At 42.6% G+C, this 23,942-nt stretch carries 19 protein-coding genes and 1 pseudogene; 8 read left to right on the top strand and 12 right to left on the bottom strand.

Annotated features, from left to right (window positions below; all coding sequences use genetic code 11):
* Window positions 1–129 precede the first annotated feature (129 nt).
* Window positions 130–3,026: pseudogene (locus CDG76_RS01765) on the top strand (M16 family metallopeptidase).
* 533 nt (window positions 3,027–3,559) lie between these two features.
* Window positions 3,560–4,387 carry a type I methionyl aminopeptidase gene (gene map / locus CDG76_RS01755; protein WP_094347385.1) on the top strand — a complete coding sequence of 276 codons (828 nt, stop codon included), beginning with the start codon at window positions 3,560–3,562 and terminating at the stop codon, window positions 4,385–4,387.
* A gap of 219 nt (window positions 4,388–4,606) precedes the next feature.
* On the opposite strand, the gene CDG76_RS01750 is transcribed toward map, so the two are convergent.
* Complete coding sequence (locus CDG76_RS01750) at window positions 4,607–6,061, bottom strand: hypothetical protein (RefSeq protein WP_094347384.1); 1,455 nt, start codon at window positions 6,059–6,061, stop codon at window positions 4,607–4,609.
* A gap of 209 nt (window positions 6,062–6,270) precedes the next feature.
* Between CDG76_RS01750 and CDG76_RS01745 the strand changes: the two genes are divergently transcribed.
* Both CDG76_RS01745 and CDG76_RS01740 read left to right on the top strand, forming a co-directional pair.
* On the top strand, window positions 6,271–7,674 hold the full coding sequence (locus CDG76_RS01745) for an amidase (RefSeq protein ID WP_094347383.1): 1,404 nt from the start codon (window positions 6,271–6,273) through the stop codon (window positions 7,672–7,674).
* A gap of 2 nt (window positions 7,675–7,676) precedes the next feature.
* Window positions 7,677–8,375: a Crp/Fnr family transcriptional regulator gene (locus CDG76_RS01740; protein WP_094347382.1), complete on the top strand. Its 699-nt coding sequence runs from the start codon at window positions 7,677–7,679 to the stop codon at window positions 8,373–8,375.
* 240 nt (window positions 8,376–8,615) lie between these two features.
* Here the strand turns inward: CDG76_RS01740 and CDG76_RS01735 are convergent, their stop codons facing one another.
* The 6 genes from CDG76_RS01735 to CDG76_RS01715 all read right to left on the bottom strand — a co-directional run bounded on the left by CDG76_RS01735 (window position 8,616) and on the right by CDG76_RS01715 (window position 12,187).
* A complete protein-coding gene (locus CDG76_RS01735) occupies window positions 8,616–9,107 on the bottom strand; it encodes a hypothetical protein (RefSeq protein ID WP_094347381.1) in 492 nt (163 codons plus the stop codon).
* 21 nt (window positions 9,108–9,128) lie between these two features.
* Entirely contained in the window at window positions 9,129–9,473 is a 345-nt protein-coding gene (locus CDG76_RS01730) for a cupin domain-containing protein (RefSeq protein ID WP_094347380.1), read from the bottom strand.
* Between the two features lie 92 nt (window positions 9,474–9,565).
* Window positions 9,566–10,342, bottom strand: coding sequence for an SAM-dependent methyltransferase (locus tag CDG76_RS01725; protein ID WP_094347379.1), 777 nt, complete (start codon window positions 10,340–10,342; stop codon window positions 9,566–9,568).
* An 83-nt stretch (window positions 10,343–10,425) separates the two neighbouring features.
* On the bottom strand, window positions 10,426–10,575 hold the full coding sequence (locus CDG76_RS35725) for a GNAT family N-acetyltransferase (RefSeq protein ID WP_143854003.1): 150 nt from the start codon (window positions 10,573–10,575) through the stop codon (window positions 10,426–10,428).
* A 122-nt stretch (window positions 10,576–10,697) separates the two neighbouring features.
* Window positions 10,698–11,564 (bottom strand): aldo/keto reductase, encoded by an 867-nt coding sequence (locus CDG76_RS01720; RefSeq protein ID WP_094347378.1) that lies wholly within the window; start codon window positions 11,562–11,564, stop codon window positions 10,698–10,700.
* 422 nt (window positions 11,565–11,986) lie between these two features.
* Window positions 11,987–12,187 carry a heavy-metal-associated domain-containing protein gene (locus CDG76_RS01715; protein WP_094347377.1) on the bottom strand — a complete coding sequence of 67 codons (201 nt, stop codon included), beginning with the start codon at window positions 12,185–12,187 and terminating at the stop codon, window positions 11,987–11,989.
* A gap of 879 nt (window positions 12,188–13,066) precedes the next feature.
* On the opposite strand from CDG76_RS01715, the gene CDG76_RS01710 reads away from it, so the two are divergent.
* Complete coding sequence (locus tag CDG76_RS01710; protein WP_094347376.1) at window positions 13,067–13,330, top strand: DUF3146 family protein; 264 nt, start codon at window positions 13,067–13,069, stop codon at window positions 13,328–13,330.
* A gap of 40 nt (window positions 13,331–13,370) precedes the next feature.
* Here CDG76_RS01710 and CDG76_RS01705 read toward each other — a convergent pair whose 3' ends face one another.
* The 3 genes from CDG76_RS01705 to ntcA all read right to left on the bottom strand — a co-directional run bounded on the left by CDG76_RS01705 (window position 13,371) and on the right by ntcA (window position 16,432).
* Window positions 13,371–13,826, bottom strand: a complete 456-nt coding sequence (locus tag CDG76_RS01705; protein ID WP_094347375.1) for a Holliday junction resolvase RuvX — start codon at window positions 13,824–13,826, stop codon at window positions 13,371–13,373.
* Window positions 13,827–14,101: 275 nt separating this feature from the next.
* The gene (locus CDG76_RS01700; RefSeq protein WP_094347374.1) at window positions 14,102–15,592 is read right to left on the bottom strand and encodes a DUF3084 domain-containing protein; all 1,491 of its coding nucleotides are present in this window, start codon (window positions 15,590–15,592) and stop codon (window positions 14,102–14,104) included.
* Between the two features lie 168 nt (window positions 15,593–15,760).
* The gene (ntcA, locus tag CDG76_RS01695; protein WP_094347373.1) at window positions 15,761–16,432 is read right to left on the bottom strand and encodes a global nitrogen regulator NtcA; all 672 of its coding nucleotides are present in this window, start codon (window positions 16,430–16,432) and stop codon (window positions 15,761–15,763) included.
* Between the two features lie 379 nt (window positions 16,433–16,811).
* Here ntcA and fabI point away from each other — a divergent pair, with 379 nt between their 5' ends.
* Both fabI and hisB read left to right on the top strand, forming a co-directional pair.
* The gene (gene fabI / locus CDG76_RS01690) at window positions 16,812–17,588 is read left to right on the top strand and encodes an enoyl-ACP reductase FabI (protein WP_094347372.1); all 777 of its coding nucleotides are present in this window, start codon (window positions 16,812–16,814) and stop codon (window positions 17,586–17,588) included.
* 81 nt (window positions 17,589–17,669) lie between these two features.
* Window positions 17,670–18,311: an imidazoleglycerol-phosphate dehydratase HisB gene (gene hisB / locus CDG76_RS01685; protein WP_094347371.1), complete on the top strand. Its 642-nt coding sequence runs from the start codon at window positions 17,670–17,672 to the stop codon at window positions 18,309–18,311.
* 150 nt (window positions 18,312–18,461) lie between these two features.
* Here hisB and dnaK read toward each other — a convergent pair whose 3' ends face one another.
* Together dnaK and grpE are read right to left on the bottom strand one after the other, a co-directional pair.
* A complete protein-coding gene (dnaK, locus tag CDG76_RS01680; protein WP_094347370.1) occupies window positions 18,462–20,420 on the bottom strand; it encodes a molecular chaperone DnaK in 1,959 nt (652 codons plus the stop codon).
* 227 nt (window positions 20,421–20,647) lie between these two features.
* Entirely contained in the window at window positions 20,648–21,394 is a 747-nt protein-coding gene (gene grpE, locus CDG76_RS01675) for a nucleotide exchange factor GrpE (RefSeq protein WP_094347369.1), read from the bottom strand.
* Window positions 21,395–21,884: 490 nt separating this feature from the next.
* Here grpE and CDG76_RS01670 point away from each other — a divergent pair, with 490 nt between their 5' ends.
* Complete coding sequence (locus CDG76_RS01670; RefSeq protein WP_094347368.1) at window positions 21,885–23,888, top strand: GspE/PulE family protein; 2,004 nt, start codon at window positions 21,885–21,887, stop codon at window positions 23,886–23,888.
* Window positions 23,889–23,942 lie beyond the last annotated feature (54 nt).

Raw genomic sequence — 23,942 nt, 5'->3', positions numbered from 1 at the left:
TTAGCTTTGTTGCTAATATATTGTTTTTCTGTATTGTTACTGAAGTCACAGATTTTTTCGCCAGATTAAAGTGTAGTCACTCTCCAAAATAACTATGTAACTTAATTTACAGATAAATCTGCTAAATACATGTATGGATTTTCCAAATTTTATTCTAAATTTTATAAATATCCCTTACCGTTATTACTTTTAAGTTTATGGCTAGTAGCTGTTTTTTTGTTGAGCGATCGACCTGCTCATAGCCAACATCCAGTGATATCTACTAACAAAGAAAAATATCAGTCAACCTTGCTAGCAAAAAGAATAATGCCCTCAACACTGACAGAAAATGTCCGTAAAACTGTGCTGGAGAATGGTCTAACTGTCCTGACAAAGGAAGTGCATACTGCGCCAGTAGTGACGGTGCAGGTGTGGTACAAGGTTGGCTCGCGTAACGAAGAACCGGGTGTGAATGGCATTGCCCACCAGTTGGAACACATGATGTTTAAAGGTACAAAAAACCGTCCAATTCAATTTGGACGTTTGTTTAGTGCTTTAGGTAGTGATTCCAATGCTTTTACCAGCTATGACCAAACTGCATATTACGGTACTGTGGAGCGAAACAAGCTGAAAGCGCTCTTGGTGCTGGAAGCAGACAGAATGCGAAATTCCCAGATTGAGCCGGAGCAATTAGCCAGTGAAAAGCGGGTAGTAATTTCCGAGTTGCAGGGTTACGAAAATAGTCCAGAATATCGTCTCAACCGCGCTGTCATGCAAGCGGTGTTTCCCAATCATGCTTATGGGTTGCCTGTAGGTGGCACTAAAGCTGATGTCGAGAAATTTGAAGTCGAGCAGGTAGAAAAATATTACCGCAATTTTTACAGTCCCGATAATGCCGTCTTAGTGATTGTTGGAGATTTTCAAACTGCAAATACTCTTGAAACAATTAAAGAGGTGTTTGGCAAATTACCCAGGCAGGAGGCAGGAGGCAGGGGGCAGGAGTTATTTCTCCCTCATCTCCATCACTCAGCACTCAACACTCAACACGGGCTAAACGCCCCGCTACCGCTAACAGCACTCAACACTCAGCCCTCAACACTCCCATAGTATTGCGAGAACCGGGAGCAGGACGGCTATTACAGGCGGTGTATCCGCTACCGGATGCAAATCAACCGGATGTCCCGGCGCTGGATGTGATGGATTACATCTTGACAGAGGGACGGAATTCTAGACTTTATCAGGCATTGGTGGAATCAGGTTTAGCTAGTGAAGTTACAGCATCCGTCACCAGTTTGCGAGAATCTGGCTGGTATGAAGTGTTGGTAACGGCTGGTTCTAAACAAGATTTGAAAAAAATTGACTCAATGTTGAGTAGTGCGATCGCTAATGTAGCAGAAAAAGGTGTGACATCTGAGGAAGTAGAACGAGCTAAAACTCAATTAACAGCAGATGTAATTTTGAGTAACCGTGATATCACCTCTCAAGCAATGCGATTGGGGACTGATGAGACAACTGTGGGTGATTATCGCTACACAGACCGCTATTTGGCTGCTGTTCGTCTGGTGAAGCCAACGGATGTTGTTGCTGTGATTAACAAATACCTGACGAAAGAAGCGCGGACAGTAGGCTTTTTTGAACCAACTCAGAAGCGGATAGCAGAAGTTGCTGACAAACCAGACTCAGCCCAAACTACAGAAAATTTCTCTCCTGGCGCACCTGTGCTTTTTTCTGAGGTGATGAAATACTTACCACCTGTGGATTTGGCTACAGATGCGATTCCCCAAGTCTTACCCCAGGAATTTAAATTGACTAACGGATTGCGGATATTACTGTTACCCGATCGGAGTACTCCCACCGTTACCTTGAGCGGTTATATTCAAGCTGGGACGGAATTCGATCCAGAGAATAAAGCTGGATTGGCTGCTTTTGTGGCAGATAATTTGCTAAATGGCACTAAGAGCAAGGATGTTTTAACTATTGCTAAAGTCTTAGGAGAACGAGGGGCAAGTCTAGACTTTCAAACCTACCGCGAAGGCGTGCATATCGAAGGTGATAGTTTATCAGATGATTTGCCAATACTCCTGGAGATGTTAGCAGATGTTGTGAAAAATAGTAGCTTTCCAAGCAAAGAGTTAGAACTGCATCGCCAACAAACTTTAACTGATTTGCAACAGGAATTAGATGAGCCATCAGAAGTAGCCAGAAGAGTATTTGTTCAGTCAATTTATCCGAAAAAACACCCCTTACATACCTTCCCCACAGAGGAGAGTTTACAGCAGATTCAGCGCCGGGATGTGATTGATTTCAAAACTAAACATTATCGCCCAGATACAACAGTGCTAGCGCTGGTGGGAGATTTCGATCTAGACAAAGTGCGATCGCTGATTAAAAATAAGTTTGGAGACTGGGAGGTTAGCGGAAAAGCACCCACATTAAAATATCCCCCGGTGGCAATGCCGGAGAAAATTGTCAGTGTCAACCCAGTTTTACCAGATAAAGCCCAAGCTGTAACTTATATGGGTTACACAGGCATTAACCGTTACGATCCTCGGTTTCATGCAGCCTTAGTATTGAACCAGATTTTGGGAGGCGATACCTTATCTAGTAGACTAGGTGCAGAAGTGCGCGATCGCCAAGGTTTGAGCTATGGAATTTATAGCTCCTTCCAAGCTGGGAAGAATGTAGGGACATTTTTAATTGAGATGCAGACTAGTCCTGAAGATAGCAGTAAAGCGATCGCTAGTACCCGTCAGATGCTACAGCAAATCCATCAAGAAGGTGTAACTGCACTAGAAGTAGAAACAGCTAAACGCACCCTCATCAGCAACTACAACGTTTCCCTGGCAAACCCAGAGGAATTAACAGATAGAATTCTGATGAATGAGGTCTATGGACTAGATAAAGTAGAATTGCACTCCTTCACTGATAAAATCCAGAAAGTCACCCTTGCCCAAGTTAATCAAGCGGCTCGTGAGTTACTCCACCCAGATCGAATCGTAGTCGTTACTGCTGGGCCATCTGTGTTAGCAGAGAAAAGTATTAGGTAGAGATAAGGCACTGGGCATGGATAATATAAAGAATAGGTAAAGTGGTTTTTCGCGCTACCTATTAATTATTCCTGCTCATCAGCATTGCCTTTTGAGAATTAGTGATGAAAATTTATAAATGTTTTTACGAAATTGTAATTAAATCCCTTAGTTTCACAATTCCTGCTTTGGTACAAATATTACGGCGTAACTACGTGATATTAACGTTACTCCTAGCTCTAAATTTTATCGCTGCTACTCGCTTACGTTGTACAATATCGGGACATACAGAAGCAGGTATGACTGGAGAGATTGCCATTAAAAATTAAAAATAATTGAGCTAAATACATGAATTCAGGTGATTAAATTCTCTGCGTACCTTTGCGCTTAACTTTGCGCCCCTCTGCGTTTAAATTTCAACCCTCAATTCATCACAATTTTAGACCAAACTGCACTAACTCCCATAGTGTTAAATTATAGATATTATTTCTCAATTAATCTAGAGAAAGCATTCATACTTCAGCGTCAAAGCCACCAGTAATTATTAATTTACCATGAACATTTTCAGTAACTTACTTTCTCAAGCTACTCAACCAGCACCAGCGAAAAAACAGCGCCGAGGAATTGAAATTAAATCGCCGCGTGAAATTGAAATCATGCGGCAATCATCGGCAATTGTCGCAACTGTCCTAAAAGAAATTTCCGAGCTAGTAAAGCCAGGAATGACCACGGCTGATTTGGATACTTATGCAGAAAAACGTATCCGCGAAATGGGTGCAACACCGAGTTTTAAAGGATATCATGGTTTTCCAGGTTCTATCTGTTCCAGTATTAATAATGAAGCAGTACATGGCATTCCAAGCCCCAAGAAAGTGATTCGCGTTGGGGATGTATTAAAAGTAGATACGGGTGCTTATTTCCAAGGTTTTCATGGTGATTCTTGCATTTCAATTGCTGTCGGTGAAGTGACCCAAGAAGCTGTTAAATTAATTCGTGTAGCCGAAGAAGCTTTATATAAAGGCATTGAGCAAGTAAAGGCTGGTGTATACCTGCTTGACTTAGCTGGAGCAATTGAAGACCATGTGAAATCTAATGGTTTTAGTATAGTCGAAGAATTCACTGGACACGGTGTCGGTCGTAACCTGCATGAAGAACCTTCAGTATTCAACTATCGTACTCGTGAGATGCCAAATGTTAAACTCCGCGCAGGGATGACGCTGGCAATTGAACCAATTTTAAACGCGGGTTCTAGACACACGCGGACATTATCTGACCGTTGGACAGCAGTCACTATGGATAATTCTTTGTCGGCTCAGTTTGAGCATACAGTTTTGGTAACGGAAACTGGTTATGAGATTTTGACTGACCGTTCTAAGGTGTAATTGTTAGTTGTAATTATCTATTGTTGAGAGGTGAAGCGTCGAAAAAGGACGATTTACCTCTTTATTTATTCAATAACCGCTATATAGCAATCCTATCTAATACCAATTTAATTAATGATTGCAACACATCCTTGGGTAAAGACGCGATGAATCGCGTCTCTACAAATGGTCTATTTGTCGCATTCTTTTTTCAAATTGGTATAATTTTTCACAAATGATTTAGGACTGCTGACTAGTCGCCGCATAATTAGTTTTGTAAATAGAAAGCATCTCTTTAGCTTGTACAGAGACAGACGTACTCTGTGGAATAGCTTTTAATAAATTAATTGCTTGCTGCCATTTATCTTGTGCTTGCTGCCGGCTTAGTTGTGAATTAGGTGAATTTTGAACAAATAAATTAGCTTCTGTTGCTAGCTTGTGGGCTGATTCTAAGTTTGCTAAAGCTTTCTTTTCAATTAGCACTCTTTGGCTGATAGATTTATAGTTAATTTGATAGTAAGCTAATTTCTTCTTTGCCCGGTCATAAACTGATGTTTTAGCAGGAATTTTATCTAATAAAATTATTGCCTGATACCATTTAGTTTCTGCTTGTTGCCAGACTTTTAGAGGATGCGGTGGTTTTTGAACCAGAGAAGCAGCCTCCATACCAAGTTTTTGAGCAGATTTAAAGTTGGCGTTCGCACTTCCTTCTTGAGTTAAACTTAGATTTTGCTCTCTAATTTTCAAACTACAAAAAGTTAAGATTAATAAACTTGAGGCGATAATCAAAGCTGAACGTACTATTTTTGGTGTTGAAAATTTTGGTACTGTTTCTACTGGCTGGTTACTAATTTCTTCTTTACTACTTTCCTGTTCAATCTTTTTCAAGCTTTGTTCTGCCTGTAGGCTTAAAGTATCACCCTGAATAATTAAAGCAGCAATTTGCTCTTGGAAAGAATCACAATCATTGAGGATATCTGTCAATTCTTGAAATTTTCCCTGACTCGATATGATTAATTCGTGGTCATCATCTAACCACTCTAAAGCAAAACCAGATTTCCCATAAAAAGCTGATACACCTAATAAAATATTTAATAAGCTACGACTATTTTTAATAGTATCAAAAATATAATCTAGTTTTTGCCCTAACTGTAATAGTTGTTTTTGATAATCTCTAATTTTTTCAACTTGCTCTCGTAAAATATTAGCTTTGTCCAAGGCTAAGTTAATTTTTAATCTATCATTAAATATTTTTAATTCATTGTATATACTTACATTAACAATGTCAGAATCTAGTTGGTTTACTAATTGAATATCACTGAGAATATCAGCGGCTATTGCTTGCAAAAAATAACCCCATTCAATCCAAGCATCAATTTTTGATTGTAAATCAGTTAATGAAATTTTAGTTTCTGAGTTCCCAAATTTTTCTGAGATCGCTGGATCTACTAATCCCAGACTAGGCATAAATAAAGTAGCTCCTGTGATTAATCGAGGAAGTGTAGCGATCGCAGAATTATTGATCCGATCAAATCTCAATTCCTGAGCGATTAATTTTTTAATATTCCGTAGCTGTTCCTGAGCATTATTGATTAGGATAATTTGTTCCATGATTTGATTAGAATCGCCAATAGTCAGTTTTAGATTCTGAATTATTGTTGGCAATTCACTAACAAGTATTTCTAGGTTAGCCATAAATACCCCTTGGGGATTTGTCGAAAGTTTATGCAAAACAATTAAAATGGCTTGAGTAAGAATACAACCACGCCTATTGCATCTGAGCATCCTAAATGAGTCACAAATCTTAGGAAGCTATAAAATGTATAGTTCCCGTAAATCCTGCTAAAGTAACAATTTCAGTTTAAAAATCCCAGAGAAAGAGAAAATTACCCATTCACTAACCTATGAATGAAGTTGATTTAGCATTTACCCCAGCACTAGAGTTGGCGCAATTAATTCGTCGCCGGGAAATATCACCGCTAGAGTTGGTAGAAATATATTTAGAACGGATTGGGCAATTAAATCCCCAATTAGGAAGTTATTTTACGGTGACGGCAGAATTAGCGATCGCAGATGCCAAAGCCAAAACAGAATTATTGACAACTACCTCAGAACTACCACCATTTTTTGGCGTGCCGATTTCCATTAAAGACCTGAATGCTGTAGCAGGTATTACCTGTACTTATGGAAATCCAGCATTACTGAATAATATCCCTAACTATGATGATGGGGTTGTAACGAGAATTAAGCAAGCTGGATTTACTATTCTTGGTAAAACAGCTACTTCCGAATTAGGTTCATTCCCTTACAGCGAACCTACGGGTTTTCCCCCAGCCAGAAATCCGTGGAATTTAGAATACACCCCTGGCGGTTCCAGTGGTGGCGCAGCAGCGGCGGTAGCAGCGGGATTGTGTGCGATCGCTCAAGGTTCTGATGGCGGTGGTTCAATTCGGGGGCCTGCGGCTTGTTGTGGTTTGGTGGGACTCAAACCATCCAGGGGCAGGGTAAGTAAAGCACCCGTAGGCGAACGCCTCGCTGGAATTGCCGTCAACGGGCCAATCGCCCGGACTGTTGCTGATGCTGCTGCCCTTTTGGATGCCATCTCTGGTTACATGACAGGCGATCCTTACTGGTTGCCAGATCCCGAACCATCATTTCTCGCCGCCACTAAGACAAAACTCGGTGCTTTGCGAATTGCCTTTGACACTAGTATTTCTCCTTTGGGAGAAGCTGACGCTAACTGTCAGCAAGGTGTCCGCCAAACAGTCCAGTTATTAGAAAAACTCGGACACCACGTTGAACAAAAATCCCCAGATTTTAGCGGTTTAGTTGAACCCTTTCAAATCGTTTGGCAAGCTGGAGTAGCGGCGGCGGGACTTCCTGCTGAAGCTTTGCAGCCATTGAATCGCTGGCTATTTGCACGCACAGGTTCCGTTGGAGAATACCTGCAAGCAGTTTCCCAAATGCAGGTAGTGGCACGTCAAATTGTGGCATTTTTCGATACTGTGGATGTGCTGGTATTGCCAGTTTATCTACATTCACCTATCCGCGTTGGGGAATGGGCTTCGCTGAGTCCAGAAGAGACATTCCAAAATATTATTGAGTGGGTTGCCCCTTGTCCGCCTGCGAATGCAACTGGACAACCTGCGATCGCAATTCCTGTCGGCTTTGATAGTAAGGGTTTACCCATCAGTGTGCAGCTCATTGGTAAACCTGCCGCTGAAGCCACAATCATCAGCCTAGCAGCACAATTAGAAGCGGCTAACCCTTGGATTCATCATCGTCCAGCCTTGGCAATATCGGGCTAATCATGCAGGCATCCCTGGAACAACTTTCTCAAATTATTGTGTTTGCAGGTTTAGAAACAGCAGAGAAGATCGGTTTGCAACCTTACACTCAGGTACAAGGCTATCGCAAAGGAGAGATTATTCTCCATGAAGGCGATCGCTTACCAGCAAAACTTTATGCTGTTGTCAGCGGATCGATTCAAGTTACCAAAACAGCAACAACGGGGAAAGAAACAATTCTTCGCGCGTTAGCTGCTGGGGAAATTTTTGCGGCTCCTGCTTTGTTGGGAAATGGAATTTCTCCGGCAACTGTCACTGCTGAATCTGATTGTGAAATCCTTACTGTAGAGCGGGATGCTTTATTAAAAGCTATTGGCGAAAATCCTGAAATCGCCTTACGAATGCTGATGGTTTTTAACAGTCGGATTCAGCAATTACATGAAACAGTCCACGGATTAGTTTCTGAAAGAGCGATTGTTCGCCTTGCGAGATTGATTCAATATTTTGCTGCTGAATCTGGAACTGAATCTAGTCCACAAGGCGAGTATTTAAAAGTCAAATTATCTTATTATCGGATGGCTCGAAGTAGCGGCATTACTTACGAAGAATGCGTGCGATTAATTAAAAGTCTCAAGTCAGTAATTGCTTATCGTCGGGGTGGGACGATTACGATCCTTGATGTTGATAAATTAGATGCGATCGCATCTGGAGATATAGATTAGTAGGGGCGCACATCTGTGCATTGGTGTCAACTTAACGCTAAATCCGCTTGGTAACAACGTTTTGCCCTCACCCCCAGCCCCTCTCCCCAAGGGAGAAGGGAGCAATTCCCCTTCTCCCTTGGGAGAAGGGGTTAGGGGATGAGGGCGTGAGGGATTTGCAAAATGCCTGTCCGATATAGTTTTCGGCTTAAGTTGACACCGATGCACAGCTGCGCGCCCCTACACGCGGGGGACAGCAATTTATACTGCTACAGCTACTCTATCTTGTTCGCGTGCAGCAACAACTAAAACTAGACATAGAGCCGCGATCGCTTTTTGCCATTCCTGCCGAACTTGCGCATCTTCGACACCTTCAAACATACCTATCAAGCGGGGAATAGAAGCTTCTAAAGCCGGACGAGGTACTGGACGGTGTAACTCAACTAAATGAGCTAAACTTTCTTGATTATGGACGAAACCAATTACCCATGTTGTAGTGTGATCGGGACTATCAGGAACCCGCTTGACTCCTAACTCATTTTTTAGCCAGTTATAAAAAGGTGGTAATTCCTTAGCTAAAACTCCTCCTGCTGTGGGCAAAGTTTCTTTAAGCAAATTGGTATCTAAGCTGTTTAGTTCTTGTTGCAATTCAGGCGAATTGAGAACTTCAGTTAAAGGCTGTGATAGTATTTCTTCCAACTGAGTTTCAGAAAAACTTAAATTTTGAGCAAAACTTAAAAGTAGCGATCGCATTTTTTTAGACTCCAGAATTAACTAATTTTTATCTGTGACTTTCTCAGAAAGTGTGAGCAAAAATGTCAGATTTTCTTCAGCTTTTAAGGCATGAGGTGCGTTAGCAGGTATAAAGACAAAAATACCAGGTTCAAGTGTAATATATTCTCCAGATAAACTGAGTAGACCTCTGCCTTCAATTACATTGATGGTGGCATTCCGAATAGAGGTATGCTCAGAAATATCAGTGTTAGCTGCTAGGCAAAATAGAGTGTATTGACAAGCGTTATCTTTCAGCAGTACTTTGCTGAAAACTCCCGCACTGGGATATTCAATTTGTTCTCGTAGTTGAGTAATAAAAGATGGGCTAGTTATGATTTTGGTCATAGTATTTTGGGATGATGAACCGTAAAGAAGGTTGATAATCGTTCAAGGATTATCAGTATTTATCAGGCGATGGTTTTGGTGAATAAATTATGTTACTGGGCAACAGCACACGAAATGATGTAGCCTAATTCGTGTTGGTATTTATGAAAAACTTGGTGAATTTCTAAAACCCGGTTGCGGATATCTCTCTGCGTCAAGATATTCCACAAAATTCGAGTTGTGTTAAAAAAACCTTCATCTTGAAATATCCGCCCTAAATTCAATAAATTCATTGACTCAGTTTGGCATTTCTGTACTTGCAATCCTGCTGTTGCAAAAGCCGTAATCCACTTGGATTCTGATAGTGGCGCAGAATTAACTCGAATTACTCTTGCTAAGTCAGCATGAATTTGTTCTTCTTTATCACTGGCTAACAGTTCATGGGAGAGAAATTTACCTCCCAGCTTTAATCGATTATGAATTTCAGCTAAAATCTTTGCTTTTCCTAATGGGGATTGCATTGTGAGAATAGCTTCTGCCAATACATAATCAAACTTTCCTGGGATTGCCTCTAGGTTGAAAATATTACCTTCAATAATTTCAACTTGATTTTCTAACCCAGCAGCGCATATATTAGCACGCGCAAGAGCTACACTATCAGGATTTTTTTCAATGCCTACTACTTTGACATGGTAGTTTTTTGCTAAAGCGATCGCACTATATCCAAAGCTAGAACCTAGCTCTAAAACTGTCTCTCCAGGCTGAAAGTTTGCCCACTGAAATAATTTTTCGGTGGCTATTCGTCCACCAGGACGCAAATATTTTTTACCGGCTGCTGCTAATACTTCGTGTCCTGTAGCTGTTTGGAAATCGAGGATAGTGTTGGTCATTTGTGCGACCCTCCGAACTTGTCTTATCCTCAATTTCTCAGTAATTTATCATATTGTCTCTGAGGTAGCTCATAGAAGCAATATTAGTTCGCTTTCCACTCATGCTCAAGGATAGCGTAAAGAAAGTTGTCGTACCATCTGCCTTTGATTAACTCTTTTTCCCGCAGATGACTCTCACGACGCATACCAATTTTTTCTAATAGCTTTACAGAAGCAACATTAGCCAGTGGCATGATTGGCGTTGCTAAATTCAGGTATGAAAATGATTTTGCGTGATTTCAAAATTTTTGTAAAAACGTTACATTGCAACGTCTTTATAACCAAATCCATACATTTAATTAGCAACGCCGAATAATTAAGTTGCCCGATCAATTTTTTGCACTTCTTCGTCAGATAGTTTCACGTTGATAGCACGTGTTGAGTCTTCAATACTAGAAACCTTGCTAGCACCAGGAATAGGCAAAATAGCAGGTGACTTAGAACGCAACCACGCTAGAACGATATTATACACCGACACGCCTTTTTCTTTCGCTAAATTAGCGATCGCAGGGATATCTTGCAAGTCCTGATGGCGACGCCTACCACCAAATGGACTCCAAGGTAAAAAAGTCAATCCTTGCTGTTCGCAATATTTTAATACGCCATCATTTTCTGGCTGTCGTTGCCAAGGGCTGTATTGATTCTGCACCGAGACAATATCCACCACATCGCGCGCCCGCTTAATTTGTTCAACGGAAAAGTTAGAAACTCCCACAAACCGAATTAAACCAGCTTCCGCTGCTTCTTTAACTGGCGCAAGGGATTTTTCAATAGTGTAATTAGTATCGGGAGAATGGTATTGCCAAACATCGATGGGTTTAGTACCACCCAACGCCTCAAAACTGACTCGAATTGTTTGGCGCAAATGTTCTGGGTTGCCGTTGCTTGTCCAGTTGCCATCGGGACGCATCAATCCGCCCTTAGTTGCTACAATCACTTGGCTAACATCGCCTTTGTAATTACTAAGTGCCTTGTGAATTAGCTGCTCATTGTGGTGTTTATCTGACTCATCTTTGCAGTAAGAATCGGCAGTGTCAATAAATGTAATACCCAAATCCAAGGCACGATGAATAACTTGGATTGATTGCGATTCAGGAGGACGATTAGCAATTGACATGGGCATACCACCCAAACCAATCGCACTCACAAAGATACCAGTTTTTCCTAGCTGTTTGGTTTCCATGCTTCTAGCTCTAGCTTTCTGCACCAATTATCTATCAGTTCGTTATTCATTAGAAATCCTCCCTAGTACTTAGACTTGAGGATAAGTGAATGTAATTTTTCTTTCTGCTAGGTGTGAGAATATCACATTATTTGACAGACAACCGTCGTTGCCTCTAACTTCTACCTAATAATGAGTACTAACATAAGATTTAGTGTTTAATTTTATTTAAGTCATGTTTGATTGCAGTTTTGGTGAATTTAATTCTTATTCACGCTTGCTAATATTTAGATCCGTTTGCCATCTTAGTAGAGGAGGAATAGTTACAATCGAGTAGAGTACTTATTCATATTTACGCCCTGAAAACGGACGTAAATATCATTAAGTTATTCTGCTGGCTAATTTATTCTCTCTAAATTTTCTAATAAATTTAGAGAAAATAATTAATAGCCCTCTATAGTATAACCAGCAGATTGAACCATCTGTTTAATTGACTCTTCAGAAGCCGCAGCATCTACAGTTACAATTTTAGTATCAACATTTACATCTACTTTGGCATCAGATTCCATAGTCAGAATAGATTTAGTTATTTTTTTGGCACACTCATCACCTTTAATATCTGGAACTTTCAATTGAATTGCCATTACTTACCTCATTACGTAAACTGAAAATTACCTTTAATAAATATAATATCGATTTTAAGAGTGAGCGCACATCTTACTTGAGTTAGGGAATTGAACATCACAAAAATAGTAACAACTAATAGTTATATCTAAATCATTATTGACAAATTATTTAGGCAGCAAAACCAAAATAAAATACCAAAATATATAAAGTTATTTATGAAAATGCACTTAGTGCTACTAACTTATAAAAAGCCGCTCGTTTAGTTTCTTCTGAAGACTCCATCAGACATTCCCTCTGTTTTTCTAGGCGTTACTGTTCGACGTAGTTGTTCTTATAGGATTGCCCGATCGTACAAGCGTCTATGCGTAATTCACGAAACCTTTTTATCTGTAGTTTTTAATTTATTGTATGCCTCAGGTACTTTTGCCCAACATTGGGAGTACATATTAATTCAAAAAACAGCTATCTTGGGGCATAAATATACTGTGGGTTCCCAATAAAGACTTTCAGCGACACAATTATGATAAGAATGTTAGACACTGCTAATTTGGGTATTTAAGCTAGAGAACGATTCCTGAAATGTACCAGTAGTTGAAATGCGATCGCTAGAAGCAACGAAAAAATTAGCATTTCTCGTTTGATTTATTTTCCAATCTTTATGACGAACTATGATCCTCGAAGTAAAACTCGCTAACGCAACTCTTGGAGACGCTACGCGTAGCTTGCTTACGCTATCGGTGGCACAACTTCAGGATGCTGAAGTAATCTTACTCATCAACACAACCTAGTAAACTACAAATACCCACTTTGTCAGTTTGTCTAATTAAGCTATGTTTGGTAAATAAAGTAAGTAGCCTAAATAATCGGCTGTTATTCCACACTTGACATAAAGCATTGTGAGTGCAAAACGTCTGCCAGAAACCACTGCCCATGTCAGAATTACCCGCCAATCCTGGCAACACGGCTTCCTAGAAGGCGAAGTGAATGCGGGTGAGTTTGAGTGGCATTTCCAGTGGCATTTTCGCCGGGGAGAACTTGCCGTCAAGCCTTCCCAAGGCCGCGCCTTAATCAAAGAACCCCTCGGTCGATTTTTGGAGCAACAAGATTATCAGCTAGAGCCTGGAGGAGACTATGCTTTTACGATTCGGGCGGAACTTTAAAAGTTTGGAGTTAGGAGTTTGGAGTTAACGATCTAATTCCTCACTCCTGACTGCTTAGTGTTGATTCCGTGAGGCGATTTAAGTATCTTTCGATTAAGAGGATGGCAACGATGTCATCTATGGGTCTTGGAGGCTGTCGTAGACCCTGTGGCAATAGCTTGATTAGCCCTTTGGGCGGGAACATTTGCCAATAGCGATCGCGTGCTTCTAAGGTTGTGTAGCGCTCATCCACTAAAATAATACTCAGGGGTTCTGTCAATTCTTGATATAATCTCTGTCTCCACTGTTTGGCTGTAGTTTGGTCGCCCATGACCATCAAAGAGATCGGAAACCTTTGACGCAGTGTCTCAATGGTAGCGATCGCCTCTTTTGCTAGCACGACTTGATGATAATACAGTTGCCGATCGAGTCCCATCACCGCTAAACCACACTTATCTCGACCTGGATCAAACCCCAATATGACTGGTTGCGTTGCTGAAAATTCACGGAAATTCATAATAAATTAAAAATTAAAAATTAGAAATGTACCCTTACACGGATCTTGCTACACGTAGTGTCTGCTAAATAAAAATGCAGCTACAGCAACTATTCTGGCTGCTGTTCAATAGACCTCTTGCATAAATCAAAAATAAGAAAGAACCCCACCCCGCCAAAGCTATGCTTTGTCTCCCCTCCCGAAGAGCGGGGAGGGGTTGGGGGTGGGGTGTTAGGGACTTTTGCAAGAGGTCTAATATGTTTAAATCTTACTAATAACAGCGTGCAAATAATTTTTTAAGTACTAAAAATAATTTTTCCGTTAACTATTGCCACCAATTTTACTCTCAATGGCCCGGCTGTATAAGTATCCTCTGCTGCGATCGCTTTGATCTCCAAGGGTTGATTATACTGTCTTAGTTGGCTGACAAAGCGCAGAAAAGTCCCCTCTACTTGCACATTTTCGACAATTCCGGCATTACGGGCACGAAATTGGGAAGCAGAAATTAGTATTTCTAGCCGTTGCTGTAACTGATAAGATGTCATGGTTTTGGAATCAGCAGTAGTTGTGGCTAGCACCGCGCCTCCCGAAAAAACTAGTTGATTCTGGGCTGTATCCGCGAAAAATTCTATCTGCTTTTCTCCCCTGACGTAATTACCAGCAGAGAAAATTCGCACGACGTATTCTTTACCATCCTCAATCTGCTTGCTTAATTGATCGACCCTATCCTGGGTTACGCGCAGTAACTCTACATTTGCCGGATTTGCACCAGGCTCGCTTAATTCTAGGTTGGCGTTGCGATTGGCTTCTTGTAAAAGTTGTCCCACTGCCTGACGAGCAGCAGCAGGTTGAGTAACACGAATTACAGCAGCAGACAGAACTTGACCACGAACTAAGGCCAGCTTACCCAAACGCAGGTCGCGGTAGGACTGATAATATTTTTCCAGTCTGGCAACTTCCTGTTCTAGTTGCTCCTGTTGTGCTTCCAACTCTTTGAGGCGAGATTCCCGCTTGGCAATCACTTGCTCTCGTGCTGCAACTTCTACATTACGTTTTTGAATTAGTTGATCCAGTTGGGAAATTTTTTGATCGCGCACTTCTATAGCTTCTTGACGATTAGCAAGTTCGCGATCGCGTTTTTCAATTGCTGTTTTGGCTTCGTCAATGGCTTTTTTCGCTTCCGCGTAAAGTCGTTGGCGTTCTGTCTTCAGTAGTTCAACTGCCGCCTGTAGCTCCTTTCTCTGATTGGAAACGCTTTGCAACTCAGCTATGGCTTTTTGGTACTGAGTTACAACTTGTCCTAGCTGTCCTTGAGTGCGTTGGAGTTGAGTTTGAGTTTGGGCTTGTTGACTAATGGTGCGGTTTAACTGAGCTTGTGTTTGCCTCTGTTTGGCATTTGCCGCCTGCAAGGATTGATTAATTGCCTGCAAATCTTGTTGTGCCTTTGCTTGGGCAATTCTTGCTTGGTTTAGCTCACCTTCTACCTGACTTTTCTGAGTTTCTGCGGTTTTTAGCTGTTCCCGCTTCTGTCTGAGGTCTGTTTGAATATCTTCTAACTCAAAGACTCCTTTTCGCAAGCCTTCGTCAGCAGCGAATAAAATCCCTAAAGTTGATGCTGAAATTAAACCACCAGTAAAAATTGTTACTAGTACGGCAGTGTTTTTCGGACGAAGCTTAAAAAGTGAGAGGCGGGCTTTGCCAACTCGTGTGCCGATGCGATCGCCAACGGTGGCAATTACGCCTCCCAGAATCAAAATTGCTGCGATGAGGATGTATCCGGTGGTCATCTTTAGCTACCGAAATCCTTCCAGATACAGCCTACTACTTTTAAGCATTGTCTGTGGAGAAGTGGAAATTGGCAATAGCTGAAATTATTCAATTTTAGATTTACCTCTAGCTATTAGTGTCATCTTTCAAAATACAACACGCGCCGACTCCCCTTTCTCCAATTGTTTTTATGTGAATTGCCTACTTAAGGTAACAGGTTTATGCACAGTAATCTTCTTTTTGTGAATAGAAATCATCTTTTTCTCACGCAAATCTCCCAGTAGCCTGGTGACGGTAACACGAGTTGAACCAATTGCTTCTGCGATCGCTTGATGAGATAACTTCAGATCAATTGTGATCCCATCTGCACAAGGAACGCCAAAATCTCGACAAAGAATTAACAAAAAACTCACCAACCTAGAACCCATATCTCGGTGGGCGAGAGTTTCAATCATCATCTCTGTTTGTAAAATTCGCGAAGACAGACCTCGCAGCATTAACATTGATAATTCGGGATTTTCCTTGAGTGCTAGCTCCACCTGTTCAATTGGTGCCGACAGTAATTCTACAGGAGTAAATGCAACCGCATGGTAAAACCGATCCGACTTATTTCCTGTCAGCAATGACAATACACCAAAAACACTATTTTCCCGCAGCAACGCTACCGTTATTTCCTCTCCTGCCTCGTACACCCTGGAAAGTTTTACAGCACCTTTCAAAAGAAAATAAACTCGTTCGGCAGGATCGCCAGGAAAAAAGATCGTTTTATTGCGTTCAAACGTTTCCACAACTGGCGGAAACGCCCCGGTCGCCATCTGACGAAAAACATTTGCTAGGGCTTTATCTTGTGTCACGATCATCTCCCTTCCCCTACCCAATGCCGGAAAAACAAAAACTGATTACCTAAGAATACACCCGAAAAATGAATAAAGCACCGTCAACCTTTCTGTACTTTCCTATACTCAAACTAATCTCTTCATAACTCTTTGTTTATAATGATACATAATTGTTGATCCTTTCAGCTACTAATTGTTGATAAGTAGTTCCAATAGCTATATTCAAAAGGTTTTTTGAAGAACAAATAAAGATATCTTGCGAATATCTTTATAAAAAATCAAGATTTTTGTCACTGCAAACACCCTTAGCAATATTCATTTTTGTCAACCCTGTATAAAACAAAGACTAAACGTGCCTCAGATTCTAGTATGCTCCTAATGATCGATCGCATTAACAATTTTTATGCTAAATCTGACTGGAAAAAATGCCCTTGTTACAGGTATTGCCAATAACCGCTCGATCGCCTGGGGCATCGCCCAACAGCTGCACAAAGCCGGAGCAAACCTGGGTATTACCTACCTGCCGGATGAACGCGGCAAGATGGAGAAAAAAGTTGCGGAGTTGGTAGAACCTCTAAACCCCAGCTTATTTCTTCCCTGTAATGTCCAAGATGAAGACCAAATTAAATCTACCTTTGAGACAATCCGCGAACAATGGGGAAAGCTAGATATCCTCATCCATTGTCTAGCCTTTGCCAGCAAAGACGATTTAACTGGAGATTTTAGCCAAACCTCTCGTTCTGGCTTCAACACCGCCTTAGAAATTAGTACCTACTCGCTGGTGCAGTTAAGTGGTGCAGCCAAACCTTTGATGACAGAGGGAGGTAGCATCGTCACCCTGACATATTTAGGTGGTGTTAGGGCAATCCCCAACTACAACGTTATGGGAATTGCCAAAGCGGGGTTAGAAATGAGTGTGCGTTACCTAGCTGCTGAACTAGGTCCACAAAATATTCGCGTGAATGCCATCTCCGCAGGCCCCATCCGTACTTTGGCATCTTCAGCAGTGGGTGGGATTTTGGATATGATTCATCATGTAGAAGAAGTAGCTCCCCTACGACGCACCGTCACTCAGTTAGAAGTAGGCAACGCTGCGGCTTTCTTGTGTAGTGATTTGTCCAGTGGGATTACCGGACAAATTCTCTATGTAGATGCAGGATATGAAATTATGGGAATGTGACGCGATAAAGTTAAGAGTTAGGAGTTATGAGTTATGAATTTTTAACTCCTAACTTCTAACTCCTAACTCTTTCCACTCCCCATGCAAACAACCAATCGCCAAGTTAATTCAAACTACGATCGCTTAACCGAAACCCCTCGCATTGCCACTGTTCACCGCAGCACTGGTGAAACTAATGTGCAAGTTACCATCAACCTGGATGGTAGAGGAACTTGTACAGCAGCAACAGGTGTTCCGTTTTTGGATCACATGTTGCATCAAATTGCCTCCCACGGCCTGATTGATATAGATGTCCAAGCCAAGGGAGACTGGGAAATTGACGATCATCACACTAATGAAGATGTAGGCATTACTTTAGGGCAAGCTTTCAACCAAGCATTAGGTGACAGAAAAGGTATTGTCCGCTTTGGTAATTTTCTTGCACCACTGGATGAAGCCTTAGTTCAGGTAGCGCTAGACTTTTCTGGACGGCCTCACCTCAGCTACGGCTTGCAAATTCCTACTCAGCGGGTAGGAACCTATGACACCCAACTAGTGCGAGAATTTTTTGTGGCTTTGGTAAACCATAGCCAGATGACATTGCACATTCGGCAACTGGATGGCATTAATTCCCATCACATTATTGAAGCGACATTTAAAGCCTTTGCAAGAGCAACACGGCTGGCAGTGGAAATTGACCCCCGACGTGCTGGCTTAATTCCCAGTTCTAAGGGAGTTCTATGAAAGGAGTCAAATTTGGGATTTGGGATTTGGGGGCTGGGTACGGGGTCTGAAGAGTTACAGGTGTAGAGGAGGAAAGGGTTCAGAGAAGAGGAATTTTCGCTCTGCGTCCCTAGTCCCTAGTCCCCAGTCCCCAGTCCCCAGTCCCAACCCCTAATCTATCGCCTCATAATCAGCCTGAGCGGTACTTTCTTCGTCAAAATCAAAGTTGAATTGTGGTATCAGCGTGCCATTCATTGGTGAGTCTACTTCTGGGGTAAAGTGACCAGATGAACCCCCCTCAATCTCATCAGTTTGGTTGTTCGCTCGATTGTAAACATCAGCACCAATTGCAAACAAGGTTTGTTGGAAGTCGTCTAAGCGCTGCTTAAATTCCACTGTGGAAATGTTGGAGTCAATCATTGCCGCTTGGAGTTGTTCAACTTTTTCACTGGCCAAGGTTTTCATCTGGTCGCCGATAAAGTTGCTATTATCCTTGATCGTAGATTCATAACTGAACAACAAATTATCTGCTTGGTTTTTGAGTTCAACCAGTTCTTTACGTCTTTTATCTTCTTCGGAAAACAGTTCCGCCTCTTGGCGCATCCGTTCGACTTCGTTGCTACTCAAACCACCTGTATTGGTAATCCTGATACTCTGTTCTCTACCTGTACCTTTGTCTTGAGCAGAAACCTTCAGGATGCCGTTGACATCGATTTCAAAGGAGACTTCAATTTGCGGTACACCACGGGGAGATGGGGGAATCCCTGCTAGCAAAAACTTGCCGAGACTCTTGTTATCCCGTGACATCGCCCGTTCACCTTGGAGGATGTGAATTTCCACTGAGGTTTGCCCATCAACTGCGGTGGAAAAAACTTGTGACCGACTCGTAGGAATTGTGGTGTTGCGTTCAATAATTTTGGTGAACACTTCACCCAAAGTTTCAATTCCCAAGGACAGAGGGGTGACATCCAATAGTAAGAGATTATCGACTTCACCACCTAACACACCTGCTTGAATAGCCGCTCCCAATGCTACGGCTTCGTCAGGGTTGATGGAGCGATCGGGAGCTTTGCCGTTGAAAAACTTAATTAGGGCGTTTTGGACTGCCGGAATACGGGTAGAACCACCTACCAAAATAATCCGATCTATGACTTCTGGTTTGAGATCCGCATCTTTGAGCGATTGGATCAGTGGTTCGATGGTCGCTTCAATTAATTTCGCGGCCAGTTCTTCAAATTTAGAGCGGCTGAGTTCCATCTCCAGATGCTTTGGCCCGGTGTCATCCGCTGTGATAAAGGGCAAGTTGACAGAGGTATTCATCATACTGGAGAGTTCAATTTTTGCCTTTTCCGCAGCTTCCCGCAGGCGTTGCAACGCCATCTTGTCTTTGGAAAGGTCGATTTTCTCTTGTTCTTGGAAACGTTCCATCATCCAAAGGACGATCGCATTATCAAAGTCGTCTCCACCCAAGTGGTTATTACCACAAGTCGCCTTCACTTCAAAAACGCCATCCCCAAGTTGCAGGATTGATACGTCGAAGGTACCGCCTCCCAAGTCAAATACTAAAATTAGCTGCTCTTGGTCTTGCTTTTCTAATCCGAAAGCTAAAGCCGCAGCTGTTGGTTCATTGATGATTCGCAGGACTTCTAAACCTGCAATTGTGCCAGCATCTTTAGTTGCTTGTCTTTGGGCATCGGTGAAATATGCTGGTACGGTGATCACTGCTTGAGTAACCTCCTCACCCAAAAAGTTTTCCGCATCCTGCTTCAGCTTTTGCAGGATCATCGCAGATAATTCTTGTGGCGTATAGTTTTTTGAGCGAATTTGGACATCAACGGTTTCGTCTCGACCTTTGACACAGTTGTAGGGGACGCGATCGCGTTCTACTTCAGTGTCTTCCCAACGCCGCCCGATGAATCGTTTAATACTGTAAATTGTGTTTTCAGCATTGGTTACGGCTTGGCGTTTTGCCAATTGACCAACCAAGCGATCGCCACTCTTCCCAAATCCCACAATACTTGGAGTAGTTCGTCCACCTTCAGAATTGGAGATCACAAGTGGTTGACCACCCTCCAAAACTGCGACGCAACTGTTAGTAGTGCCTAAGTCGATCCCAATAACTTTTCCCATATTTGCCAGTATTTTTACTGAATATTTCTGCTGTAATATGTCGCGGACTAACTTGTTTGCTAAGAACAAAGGCTAGCGGATAACTTCTGTGCAACCCCTGTTGCTGGTAGCAAGAAAGAAGTTGAAACACAGAGAGTTATCCAAAGCCTTGTCCAAGTTTTAGGTACGCGATGCTCGTCCTTGTTATAACCCAGGCACTTGAGGTCAGCGAGGCGAGCGACTACAGCTTAACTGCTGGCTGAACTCGACTGATCTTCTGGTGCAAAAGGTGTATCTTCCTTGGCAGCAGCTACTTTGACCATTGCATGGCGTAGCACGCGATCGCCCAAGTAATATCCGCGCACTAACTCTTCTAACACTGTTCCTTCAGGATGTTCATCCGTAGGTTCCCGCATTACTGCTTCGTGCAGGTTAGGATCGAATTCTTGACCTTCGGGACGCATTGGTGATACACCCAGGCGCTTCAGACTATCTACTAATTGTTTGTAAACGCCTTGGTAACTTTTGTGCATGGTCATTTCGCCATCAGACTGTGGTTTGAGGTGCGATCGCGCCCGCTCAAAATTATCGACTATTGGCAGCAATTCCAAAATCGTATTCCGCTTCACCTGCAACTCTAGGTCTTCTTTTTCTTTGCTAGTGCGTTTCCGGTAATTCTCAAAATCAGCGGCAATCCGCATATATTGAGTACTACGCTCTTCTAGTTGCGTTTTGACGGACTCGATTTGTTGATTCAGTTCTGCCAAAGCTGCTGTTTCCACTCCAATTTTCTCAGTTGCAGCGACGCTATTTTCTGGATTGACAGCAGTATCGCCTGATATATTTGTTTGGGCCGCCACTTGCTCTGTCACCTCGCTGCCAGATTCATTGAAATTAGTTTGGGCTGGGAAGTCACTCTTCATTGCTTGCTTTACCTCTGTTGGTTCACCCAATTGCTGGCTTGTATTGTTTATTTGTTTATTTTCATCGATCATTGTCTATTCATTCCAGATCCTATTTATGGCAGTGTATCTCTACAGCTTGCAACCGTCGTCATCCACGACTTGCAACTGAGGCTGATTTTATTGCCGACAAGTTCCTGGAAGTGATATAACCGTCCTCTTATTGTGACAAATGGTGAACACGTTAGCCCAGACGCTACTAAGGTGGGAACCCGAACGAGTAAGACTGGGGACTGGGGACTGGGGACTAGGTATTAGGGACTGGGAAATTGGTAAATAGATCCGCGCTGTAGGGGTTTAGTAAAAGGGCGGTTAGAAACCGCCTCTACACGAGGCAAAACCCACCTCCGTGGGTTTAAAACACTCAATTTTTCTTTAGTTTGCGCAGGCGGACTTTGTTTGTGTAGCCGCGTTCACGCAGTGTGCCGCAGGCAATTCTATTCGCTTTTTTGGAAAATGAGAATTCTATCTCCCAGGCTGGGAATACTTTAAGCAGAGGTTCCCCCTACTCATTCGCTCATTTATGAACTCGTCACCACAACGGCGCAGTACCGCTCTAACTACCAGAACAGAGTTTTCGCCCTTCGGCAACAAGCTAGTACAATCTGGCTATGTCAATACCGAACAGATGAGGCAGGCATTAATTGAAAGCCGCAAATCTGGCAGACCCTTAACGGAAGTATTAGAGTCAATTACTGGGCAACAACTATCGCCTGAGTTGCTCAGGCAATACAAAAAACAGCAGCTATTTGAACTGAAAATACTATACGGAGTTGAATTCCTCGATCCAGAAGTCAATTCCGTTGGCAACACGATGATGGGGAACCTGATTGAAACCCTCATCCCAGTGGATATCTGCCGTCGCCATCGTTTAGTACCACTGTCGAAACACGAAGACCAAACCCCGCCCTCAGTTTTAGTGGCGATGGTTGCTCCAGATAATCTAGAAGCTTCCGATGACCTGAACCGCATATTGCGCCCCCAAGGTTTGGCCTTGCAGCGCATGGTGATTACCCAGGAAGATTACCAGCAGCTAATCAACCAATATTTGGATGAAATGGCTGTTAAGCAGAAGCACCTGGAACAAGAAAAGTTTACAGATATTAATCAGGATTTAGAAAACCTCGGAAATCTTGATCTTTCGGATGCTCCTGAAGAAATGGAGGCCGATCTAGGGGCAGCGATGAAGGGTGCAGAGGATGCCCCAGTCATCAACCTAGTCAATAGAATCCTGGCTAAAGCCTTGCATGAGGGCGTTTCTGATATTCATATCGAACCGCAAGAAGAAAACTTACGCATTCGCTTTCGGAAGGATGGCGTACTGAAGGAAGCTTTCGATCCCCTACCGAAAAAAATCATCCCAGCGGTGACAGCCCGATTTAAAATCATCTCCAATCTAGACATTGCTGAACGCCGTCTACCCCAAGATGGACGTATCCGCCGGATGTTTGAGGGACGTAAGGTGGACTTCCGGGTGAATACCTTACCCAGTCGCTACGGGGAAAAGGTGGTACTGCGGATTTTGGATAACTCCTCCACCCAACTGGGATTAGATAAGTTAATTACCGATCCAGAGACTTTACATATTGTCCAGGATATGGTTAGCCGTCCCTTTGGGCTAATTTTGGTAACTGGGCCAACTGGTTCTGGGAAAACAACCTCGCTGTATTCTGCACTCTCTGAAAAGAACGATCCCGGAATTAATATCAGTACCGTAGAAGACCCAATTGAGTACAGTCTTCCAGGAATTACTCAAGTACAGGTGATTCGGGAAAAAGGGCTAGATTTTGCTACTGCGTTGCGGGCTTTCTTGCGACAAGATCCAGATGTGCTACTGGTGGGTGAAACGCGGGACAAGGAAACGGCAAAAACAGCTATTGAGGCTGCCTTGACCGGTCACTTAGTATTAACTACCTTACATACCAATGATGCCCCAGGTGCGATCGCTCGTTTGGGAGAAATGGGGATTGAGCCTTTCATGGTTTCTAGTTCCCTAATTGGTGTTCTAGCTCAACGTTTGGTGCGGCGGGTATGTTCTGAATGTCGTATTCCCTACACTCCCACAACTGAGGAACTGGCTCGTTATGGTCTATCAGCTTCCTCTGATGTGGGAGTCACCTTCTATAAAGCTAACACCTTGACATTAGATGCGATCGCAGATGCCAAAGCCAAAAATCACCTTTGCCCAAAATGTAATGGCAACGGCTACAAAGGGCGTTGTGGTGTTTATGAAGTTATGCGAGTCACCGAAAACCTGCAAACTCTCATTAACGAAGATGCACCCACAGAACGCATCAAGGAAGTGGCAATAGAAGAAGGGATGAAAACCTTGCTGGCTTACAGTTTAGACTTAGTGCGCGAAGGTTCCACCACTTTAGAAGAAGTAGAACGAGTGACGTTTACTGATACTGGTTTGGAAGCAGAGTTAAAAGCCAAACGCAAGATTGGTCTTACCTGTAGGAGTTGCGATGCCACATTAAAACAAGAATGGCTGGATTGTCCTTACTGTATGACAGCTCGGTTTTAAGACTAGTCATTAGTCATTAGTCATTAGTTATTGGTCATTGGTCATTGGTCATTA

Source organism: Nostoc sp. 'Peltigera membranacea cyanobiont' 210A (assembly GCF_002246015.1).
GTDB lineage: Bacteria > Cyanobacteriota > Cyanobacteriia > Cyanobacteriales > Nostocaceae > Nostoc.
The sequence above is the reverse complement of the archived record's forward strand: the minus strand, read 5'-3'. Positions and strand labels throughout refer to the sequence as shown.

Bases quoted from the DNA above. Each gene is read 5' to 3' on its own strand.
- map (WP_094347385.1), top strand. From the start codon at position 3,560: ATGAACATTTTCAGTAACTTACTTTCTCAAGCTACTCAACCAGCACCA.
- CDG76_RS01750 (WP_094347384.1), bottom strand. From the start codon at position 6,061: ATGGCTAACCTAGAAATACTTGTTAGTGAATTGCCAACAATAATTCAG.
- CDG76_RS01745 (WP_094347383.1), top strand. From the start codon at position 6,271: ATGAATGAAGTTGATTTAGCATTTACCCCAGCACTAGAGTTGGCGCAA.
- CDG76_RS01740 (WP_094347382.1), top strand. From the start codon at position 7,677: ATGCAGGCATCCCTGGAACAACTTTCTCAAATTATTGTGTTTGCAGGT.
- CDG76_RS01735 (WP_094347381.1), bottom strand. From the start codon at position 9,107: ATGCGATCGCTACTTTTAAGTTTTGCTCAAAATTTAAGTTTTTCTGAA.
- CDG76_RS01730 (WP_094347380.1), bottom strand. From the start codon at position 9,473: ATGACCAAAATCATAACTAGCCCATCTTTTATTACTCAACTACGAGAA.
- CDG76_RS01725 (WP_094347379.1), bottom strand. From the start codon at position 10,342: ATGACCAACACTATCCTCGATTTCCAAACAGCTACAGGACACGAAGTA.
- CDG76_RS35725 (WP_143854003.1), bottom strand. From the start codon at position 10,575: ATGCCACTGGCTAATGTTGCTTCTGTAAAGCTATTAGAAAAAATTGGT.
- CDG76_RS01720 (WP_094347378.1), bottom strand. From the start codon at position 11,564: ATGGAAACCAAACAGCTAGGAAAAACTGGTATCTTTGTGAGTGCGATT.
- CDG76_RS01715 (WP_094347377.1), bottom strand. From the start codon at position 12,187: ATGGCAATTCAATTGAAAGTTCCAGATATTAAAGGTGATGAGTGTGCC.
- CDG76_RS01705 (WP_094347375.1), bottom strand. From the start codon at position 13,826: ATGAATTTCCGTGAATTTTCAGCAACGCAACCAGTCATATTGGGGTTT.
- CDG76_RS01700 (WP_094347374.1), bottom strand. From the start codon at position 15,592: ATGACCACCGGATACATCCTCATCGCAGCAATTTTGATTCTGGGAGGC.
- ntcA (WP_094347373.1), bottom strand. From the start codon at position 16,432: ATGATCGTGACACAAGATAAAGCCCTAGCAAATGTTTTTCGTCAGATG.
- fabI (WP_094347372.1), top strand. From the start codon at position 16,812: ATGCTAAATCTGACTGGAAAAAATGCCCTTGTTACAGGTATTGCCAAT.
- hisB (WP_094347371.1), top strand. From the start codon at position 17,670: ATGCAAACAACCAATCGCCAAGTTAATTCAAACTACGATCGCTTAACC.
- dnaK (WP_094347370.1), bottom strand. From the start codon at position 20,420: ATGGGAAAAGTTATTGGGATCGACTTAGGCACTACTAACAGTTGCGTC.
- grpE (WP_094347369.1), bottom strand. From the start codon at position 21,394: ATGATCGATGAAAATAAACAAATAAACAATACAAGCCAGCAATTGGGT.
- CDG76_RS01670 (WP_094347368.1), top strand. From the start codon at position 21,885: ATGAACTCGTCACCACAACGGCGCAGTACCGCTCTAACTACCAGAACA.